At 49.0% G+C, this 8,349-nt stretch carries 2 protein-coding genes; both read right to left on the reverse strand.

Annotated features, from left to right (window positions below):
* The coding region (locus tag VZ94_RS14120; RefSeq protein WP_045779721.1) for a condensation domain-containing protein at positions 1-1,716 on the reverse strand (1,716 nt) is incomplete at its 3' end.
* Positions 1,717-1,892: 176 nt separating this feature from the next.
* Entirely contained in the window at positions 1,893-8,282 is a 6,390-nt protein-coding gene (locus VZ94_RS14125; protein WP_052700556.1) for a non-ribosomal peptide synthetase, read from the reverse strand.
* Positions 8,283-8,349: the final 67 nt, after the last annotated feature.

Genomic DNA, 8,349 nt, shown 5'->3' on the forward strand with positions numbered 1-8,349 from the left:
CAGCATAGCCACCACGCTGTTGACGGTACGTGACAAGACCAGGCCAACAATATCATCAGGTTTTAGGCCACTGTGTTGTAGACTGTGCGCTAAGCGGTTGGACTGACGTTCTAGTTCGCCATAGCTTAAGCGGGTCTCGCCGTCGATAAGCGCAATGGCGTTGGGTTGGCTTTGTGCCATCATGTGAATGCGCTGGTGGACATAGCTCACCTGTTCAGTACCGTCTAGGTATTCCATGCGATAGCTGACAAAGTCTTGATTCACCAAGGAATGCCAAGCAATAGGTTGCTCAGGCGCGGCTAGCAGTTCACTAAGCAGATGTTGGTAAGCATCGCTGAGTCGTTGAATCGTATTAGCGGCAAATAGCTCAGAGGCATAGGTGAAAAAACCGTTGATATGACCATGCCGGTCTTGTTGCGTGTCTAAGCTGAGGTCAAATTGCGCGGCACGGTTATCGAGCTGTTGAGATTGAATATGCCAACCATGAATGGCCAGCGAGTCCGTGATTTGCTGATGATTAACCAGAATTTGAAATAACGGATTTTGCCCTAACCGGCGTTCCGGGTTTATGGCATCAACCACGTGTTCAAACGGCACATCGGGATGCGCTTCGGCATCTAATAAACGCTGCTTGGTTTGGCTTAAGACACTGACAAAACTGTCTTGACCTTGTATCCGGCACACGAACACCACCGTGTTAACCAGATAGCCGATGAGCTGTTGCGTTTCTGGACGCTGTCTAGTCGCTAATGGCAAACCTAAACGTAAGTCGGTTTGGCCACTGTAGCGGTAAAGCAAAACGGCGAACCCGGCCAGTAACACCATAAACGGACTGGCTTGGTATTCCTGCGCTAAGGTAGCCAAGGCTTGATTAGCTGTTTCAGATAAGCTAAACGTGATGCGACCACCGGCTTGACGGGGTTGGTTGGGGCGCGGGTAGTCATAAGGCAGCTCGATGACCGGTTGTTCACCACTGAGCAAGTCTGTCCAGTACGCCAGCTGCTGGTCATAAGCGCCGGCTGCCGTCCAAGCGCGTTGCCAACGCGCATAGTCGGCATAACGTATTGGCAACTTAGCACGTTCAGCGCTAACACCGTTGAGTTCCGCTTGGTATAACTCAGCGAATTCGCTGAGTAATAAAGTCATACTCCAACCATCGGCGATGAGATGGTGTAAGACTAGATTGAGTTCGTAGTCGTGTTCAGCGCGTTTGATGACGACTAAGCGCCAAGCGGGTTGTTCAGCCAATGCAAACGGTGTTAATACTGCCGTTTCTGCTAAGACCTGCGCTTCAGCTTCGGCGTCAAAATGGTTAGTCAGGTCATGGTAAATAAATGGTAAATCACAGTCCGTCAGAATGTTGATAGACGCCAAGCCATCTTCAGCTTTGAATACACTGCGTAAGCTGTCGTGGCGCAACATCAGTGCAGTAAAAGCAGAGCGCACGGTATTGACATCGACATGACCGGTAATTTGGATAGCTCCGGCTATGTGGTAAGCCGTGTTAGCCGTGTCGAGTTCATGCAATACCCATAAGCCTTGTTGGAATAGGGATAACGGGGCTTGGTTATCCGCTCCCGTAGGAATAGGCAACGCCTTAAAATCCACGCCTTGTTGCCGTAATTTGTTATAAAACTGCTGTTGTTTATCCGGTGGCAACGCTAAAAATCGCTTAGCCAACGCTTCAGCGCTATTTGAATAAGATGTATTTATCATGCGTTCACAATAACCGTAAATGTATAGTGTTTAGTCGTAGGGTACGCTGTGCGTACCTTTTTTCATCGTTCCCACGCTCTGCGTGGGAATGCGCTGCAACCGCTCTGGCAGCGATGAAAACTTAATGGCAACGTGTACCCTACACAAAAAACCGAAAACTTGATTGTTTGAAGTCTCTACGCTTCCAACTCACTCAACCAATCACTCATGTCAGCAAGCTGGGCCTCTATAGGGTTAGAAGGCTGTGCTTTGGTAATAATGCTAGCCAGCTCCGCTAAGGTTTCGGCGCTAAATACCGCGCGTAAGGGCAAAACCACGCCTAGTTGTTCATGGACGCGAGCGACTAAGCGCGTAACCAATAATGAATGTCCGCCTAATGCGAAGAAATTATCAGTCAGCCCTATCTGTTCTATGCCTAGTAACTCCTGCCAAATGGCAGCTAATGCTTGTTCAATAGGGGTTTTAGGCGCTAAATAAATAGCGGTTTGCCAGTCAGGTTTAGGTAGGGCGTGCCTATCTAATTTGCCGCTAGCCGTTTTAGGTAAGCTAGGTAACGTTTGGATATGGGCTGGAATCATGTAATCCGGCAAATGCTGGCGTAGCGCAGACGCTAACGCGCTTTCATCTAGCGTCATGCGATTTGCCACCACATAAGCGATTAAGCGTCCGTCGTGAACAGTTACGGCGGCCTCGTTAATACCGGGTTGCGCTAACAACGCGGCTTCTATCTCGCCTAACTCTAAACGCTGACCGCGCAATTTCACTTGAAAATCCAGACGGCCTAAGTAGTGCAAAATACCGTCAGAATACCGTAGGGCTTGATCGCCAGTCCGGTACATACGTGTTCCGGGTTGGAATGGATTGGGCAAAAACCGCTCGGCAGTTAAGCCGGGGTTGTTTTGATAACCGCGCGCCAAACCAATGCCTGCGATATACAACTCGCCTGCCACGCCTGTTGGCACGGGGTTTAAATCTTGGTCCAAAATATGAATTTGCGTATTGGCAATAGGCTGACCGATAGGCACGCTTAAGCCACCGTCGTTACGACACGTCCAATGGGTCACATCAATGGCCGCTTCGGTTGGGCCGTATAAATTATGCAAACACGCTTTAGGCAGTTTTTGGTTGAAACGTTGTTGCAAATCCACGCTTAACGCTTCACCGCTGGCCATGACGTGCTTGAGCTTAGGCAATACGGGTAATGAAGGTTGGTTAACAAATTCAGCGAGCATGGATGGGACAAAATGCACCGTCGTTACATCATGAGCCAGCATTAATTCAGCTATACGGGCAGGGTCACGGTGCGCACCCGGTTCAGCTAAGCACAAACTAGCGCCCGCTAAAAACGGCCAGAAAAACTCCCATACTGACACATCAAAGCTAGACGGTGTTTTTTGTAATACGGTATCAGCAGGTGTTAATGGATAAGCTTGCTGCATCCACTGTAAGCGATTACGCAACGCTGCATGATGGTTGCCAGCGCCTTTAGGCCGTCCAGTAGAGCCTGAGGTGTAAATAACATAGGCTAAACACGCATCCAGCCTTGGTAAACGAGGTGGCATTACCGGCTGGTCGATTAAATCAAGCGTATCGACATTGATGCGGGGAATACCACTAGTTAATAACCACGCGGTTAACTGACTATGGCTAAGCAATACTTTAATCTTGGCATCTTCGGCCATATAGGCTAGACGTGCTGACGGGTAATCCGGGTCTAGCGGTAAAAAGGCAGCACCTGCTTTCATGACTGCCCATAACGCAATCACTAATTCAAACGAGCGCGGTAACATGACACCGACTATCGTTTCTGGCCCTACACCTAGGCCGCGTAAATAATGAGCTAAACGATTCGTTGCTTGCTCAAAGGCTTGGTAGCTTAAGGTTTCATGACCTAAGATTAATGCCGTCGCATTAGGTTGTTTAGCGGCAGTAATGCTCAGCCATTCCGGCACTAACGCGTCAGGATAAACCTGTGTGGTTTGATTCCAATGCTGTAATTCCAATAGTTCGTTGTTACTTAACAATGCACATTCCGCTAACACGTGTTTTGGCTGGGTTAATGCCGCAGTCGCTAAGGTTAAGAAATGCTCACACAGGCGAGTCATCGTTTCTCGCTTAAATAAATCTTCGCTATAAACAAACTGCCCGCGTATAGCACCCTCTTGGTCTTCTTCGGTGACTAGGCTTAACTCAAATTGCGCCACCGGATGCTCGCGTTGTAACAAGCTCACGCTTAAACCCGGTACCGGCGCTAATACGCGGCTATCGCGTTTTTGATGGTTTAGCAGCACAGAGAACAATGGATTACGGTTTAAATGACGCTCAGGTTTTAGCACTTCAACTAGATGCTCAAACGGTAAGTCGGGATGTTCTTGCGCACTAATCACCGTTTGCTTAACTTGAGCTAGCAACTCGGCTATTGTTAAATGTCCGTGGCATTGTGTGCGTAGCACTAAGGTATTGATAAAAAAGCCTAGCACTGGCTCGGTTTCTAAGCGTTGACGGTTAGCAACTGGTACGCCGACACATAGCTCCGCTTGTCCGCTATAGCGATACAACAGGCTATAAAATAAAGTCAGTAACACCATGAACGGCGTGGTGTTCGTGCTTAACGCCAGACTATGTAGCGCAGCGTTTTGTCGCGGAGTAAATGCAAAGGCCACGGCATCGCCACGCCCTGTCAATTCGCTAGGGCGAGGAAAATCGTAAGGCAACGGTATCGTGGATTGCGCATTCGCTATGTGTTGCCGCCAATACGCCAGTTGCCGTTTAGCTTCCCCTGCTGTTAGCCAGTCACGCTGCCAACGCGCATAGTCGCTGTAACGTATAGGTAAGTCGGCTAAGGTGAGCGACTCCCCTTGACTGAAAAAGGCATAACACGCATTGAACTCATGCAGTAATAAGCTCATAGACCAGCCATCGGCCAGTAAATGATGCAACGTGAGCCAAATTTGCCAAGCGTCATCGGCAAGCTTGACTAGGGTTACCCGCCATAACAAGCCCGTCAACGCAAAAGGGCGCCCTGCATCTTGTTGTGATAAGGTTTCAGCGAGAGCGCTAGGATTTTGTTCTTGGCTTAAATCATAGTAGTGAACTGGTAAGCTCAAACCAGTTAGCAGCTCCTGTTGAACTTGACCGTTATGCTCAACAATAACGCTGCTTAGCATGTCATGGCGTGCCATTAACACAGCAAAACTTTGCTCGACTGCGTGAGGATTCAGTGAACCCGTTATGCTAAGTCCGCCTACGATATGGTAGTTGCTCGTGTCGGGCTGTAGCCGCCGTAAAAACCATAAGCGTTCTTGGCCATAAGACAAAGGCGCTAAGCTGCTGACCTCACTACGCGGAATAGTTGATAACGCAGGTTTCACCTCTTGCGCCAACACAGTCGCTAAGTCAGCAATGGTTTGATTATCAAAAAGAATTTTAGGCGTCAGTTTAAAACCTTGTTTCCGCATTCTAGCAATGACTTGTAGGCTAAGAATTGAGTCGCCGCCTAAGGCAAAGAAATTATCAGTTACGCCTAGCGCATCGGTTTTTAATACGGTCTGCCAAATCGCCAGGATTTGTTGTTCTAACGCGTTACGTGGTGCGAGTCTTGCGCCAGGCTCAGAGCCTATCACTTGTTCGTGTAAGTTGCTTCTATGCTGTTTGGCTAACGAAGCTAACGCATTACGGTCTGGCTTGCCGTTGGCGGTCAACGGTAAGGCTGGCAAGACAATAAACTGCGCAGGGACAAGGTAATCGGGTAAGGTTGCTGTTAATGCAGTGCGCACATCAGCTACTGTTGCTCCCGCTTTTAACACCACAAACGCCAGCAACGAGATGCGGCCATCATCAGGGTTATGGTCGGCAATAACTTGCGCGGCTTGTATCATTGCCATAGCCTGCAATTGCCGGGTTACCTCATGTGGCTCTACCCTAAAACCGCGAATTTTAACTTGCTCGTCAATACGGCCTAGCCAAACCAAGCTTCCATTTACCTTCACGACCCGGTCGCCGGTACGGTACATGCGGTTACCGGCTTGATAAGGGTTAGGTAAAAACCTTTCTGCCGTTAAGCCTGTTTGCCCATGATAGCCACGCGCCACCGATGCACCGCCAATATACAATTCACCTGGCACACCGTCAGGGCATAAATTCAACGCATTATCTAGCACATACGCGCCAACACCGGGTAATGGCTGGCCTATTGCCGCGCAAGGCAGATTGTTTGGCGCTAGTTCGGTAATCGCTTCAGTGAGTACGCCTACCGTTGTTTCGGTGGGGCCGTAGTGATTAATGATTTGGCAATCTGGTTTTAGCGCTTGAATATCCGCCACTAAGTCCCACGCACAAGCTTCACCGCCTAAGATTAACAGGTGTTCGGGTAATACGTCGGCAGCCTGTTGTGCTTGTAATAAGCCGCGTAAATGATTGGGCGTAATTTTTAATACGCCAACCTTATGCTTTTGCATGGTGTCGGCAAAAAAGTCAGCATCGGCGGCTTGTTCAGGACTGATAACATGTAAACACTGACCTGTTGCCAGTGCAGTAAATACCACCGTGTGCGCTAAATCGGCGGCCGTGGTTGACATCATTGCCAACACCGCGTGCTCAGGCCATGACACGCGCGTCAATACCCCATGAACATATTGGTTTAAGGACGCGTGGCTGATGGTAACGCCTTTAGGCTTACCAGTAGAGCCTGATGTGTAAATCCTATAGGCGGCGTTTAGCGGTGATAATTTTGCTAAAGGCAGTGCTTCGGTAGTTTGTTCAGGCAGCTCAGTCACGGTTAACACGGTTAAGCCGTTTAAGTCGGGCACTGCGACAATAGGTTGTTTATCGTCGGTTAATGCCACAACAGCGCCGCTATCCTGTAACAAAAACCTCAAGCGTTCAGCAGGTTGGCGATAATCCAGCGGTACATAGACGGCGCCGACTTTGAGTATTGCCAGTAATGCCGTATACCAAGCAATAGAGCGTTCTAATAACACGGCAACGGCGCATTCAGGGCCAACGCCATGCTCAACCAAGCTAAGCGCCCAAGCGGTCGCAGTTTGGTCGATGTCAGCAAAGGTTTTGCTGCCCGTGCTATCGTTGACTGCCGTCGCAAAAGGCGTACGACTTACAGCTTGATGCCACGCATCGATAACGAAGTCCCAGGTTGGCTTAGGTGGACAATTGATAGTTAAAGGGTTATTCAATTTAACGTGAATATCGCCTACGGTGGCGGCTTCCGTTGTGATTAATTGCTTGAGTAACTCACAATAACGTTCTGCTAAAACTGCCATTGCACCCGGTTGCAACAGCGCTTGTCGGCCAGAAAACGTCAAATCTAACCCTTGCTCTAGCCGCACAATTAAGCTCAACGCAAAATGATTACGGCCACGTCGCGCAGATTTTATATCGTCAGCGATTTCATCGTCTAACAAGCTAATCTGTATGCTTTGCTTGGCTTCCCGCAGCACAGCATCCAAAGGATAGTTTTCTACGACTAAAATCGCTGAGAACAGCGGTTCGCCGTCAGCCAGTTCGCTCACGCGTTGAATATCAGCTAATGGCGTGGCTTCAAATTCGCGCAGTAGAGCGGTTTGGCTTTGCAACTCGTTTAGCCATGTTTTTAACGGGGCCGAGTCTCGCAGTTTTACTCGTAACGGCAAAGTGTTAATAAACAATCCTGCCATATCGTCTATGCCGGTTAAGCCAGACGAACGCCCGGAAACCGTCATACCAAAGACTATATCGGTACCTCCACCATGCCGTGATAGCAATAAAGCATAAGCGGCTTGTAACAAGGTATTTAACGTTATGCCGTTAGCTTTAGCGGCATGTTGTAACGCGGCAATATCGGCCATCGACCACTGTCGCTGAACTTCAACATAACGGCTATCGTCACCGGTGCTAATTAACGCAGCGAGTGGTAACGGCGTGGGTGTAGTAAAACCAGCCAAGGTTTGTCGCCAAAATTGCAATGCCTGTTCAGGCTCAGTTTTTGACAAATGCGCAATATAGTTACGGTAATCTGGCGCGGCGATTAACGAATGTCCGTGATAAGCCAGAAACACATCACGTAGCACCAGCCCCATACTCCAGCCATCCAATGCAATATGGTGGTGGCTCCATAATAACCACCATTCACGTTCAGCTATTTGGAATAAACTTAATTCAAAACCACGTTTTGCCAAAAAATCGAAGCCTTTGCTACGTTCGCGTTCTATACACGTTGTTAACTTCGCCCAACGCTCAGCGACAGTCATAGCGCGCAAGTCAGCCTCGAAAAGCTCCACTGTGCGATGAGCATGAATAACCGTTAGCGGTATAGGTTGGTCTTCGTAAAGATACGCTGCTCGTAACACTGGATGACGCTCTACAACCGCCTGCCAAGCCTGCCGTAATGCCGCAGTATTTAAATTACCGCGCAACACAAACACACGTTGATAAAAATACGGGTCATGCTCACCGGTTTGCAACGCATGAAACAAAATGCCTTGCTGCATAGGCGACAGCGGGTAAACATCGGTAATGTCGCTATGCTGCTGTAGCTGGTCTAATTGCGCTTGGCTTAGGTTGACTAATGGCACATCACACGGACTCAGTCTGGGTTTAGCGGTTTGGCAATGGTCTATAAGTCGCTTAAGCTGTTGCTTG

The sequence above is a fragment of the Methylocucumis oryzae genome (assembly GCF_000963695.1).
In the GTDB taxonomy this organism is placed as follows: domain Bacteria; phylum Pseudomonadota; class Gammaproteobacteria; order Methylococcales; family Methylomonadaceae; genus Methylovulum; species Methylovulum oryzae.